This is a genomic window from Enterobacter sp. LM3, from assembly GCF_046622475.1.
GTDB classification, from domain to species: Bacteria; Pseudomonadota; Gammaproteobacteria; order Enterobacterales; family Enterobacteriaceae; genus Enterobacter; species Enterobacter cloacae_P.
Map to the genome: position 1 here is coordinate 815 of NZ_JBJURN010000039.1, position 596 is coordinate 1,410.

The following is a 596-nucleotide window of genomic DNA, read 5'->3' on the forward strand; positions in this document are numbered from 1 at the left end:
AGGTGTTCAATACGCTGCAGCGCCGACAGCTGGAACAATGTGACACTGCTGCCATTACTTTCAAGCAGTTCGCTTTTTAGAAACATAATTACTCCGGGGAACGGGGCTCACGCCCCGGTTATCAGGAAACAGTGACTTTGCAGATCGCCACAAAGTTACCGTCATTGCTCATGACGATGATTTCGACGGTACCTGCCGCCACGCCGGTGATGGTCAGGGTATTACCGCTGACGGTGACCGTTGCTTTTGAAGGATCAGAGCTGGCGACACGGAAGGATGTATCTGAAGCACTTGCCGGCAGGACAGATACCGCCAGTTGCGTCGTGGCAGCAACCGCCACAGCTGCGGTAGATTTATCCAGGCTGATCCCCGTGACGGCAATCGGCGGTGTGCCGCTGTCTTCTGCCAGCGATGGTTTGCCGTTATTGGTGATTTTTACCGTGCGGGTCATAACCTCTTTGGATGAAACCGTCTTGCCCAGACTGCTTACCCAACCCTTAAAGACATCGACGACACCATTCGGATATTTGATTTTATATCCTTTCACGGTGCCTTCATCGAACCAGTTCACCAGGTCCTGCTGACCGGAATCCCCC

At 53.2% G+C, this 596-nt stretch carries 2 protein-coding genes; both read right to left on the minus strand.

All coding sequences use genetic code 11. From position 1 onward, the window contains the following. Positions 1–86, minus strand: an 86-nt coding sequence (locus ACJ9N4_RS20715) for a phage minor tail protein domain-containing protein (RefSeq protein WP_411500777.1), incomplete at its 3' end; no start/stop codon positions are given. Between the two features lie 35 nt (positions 87–121). Beyond that, positions 122–596: phage tail protein (locus tag ACJ9N4_RS20720; protein WP_411500774.1), on the minus strand; the 475-nt coding region annotated here is incomplete at its 5' end.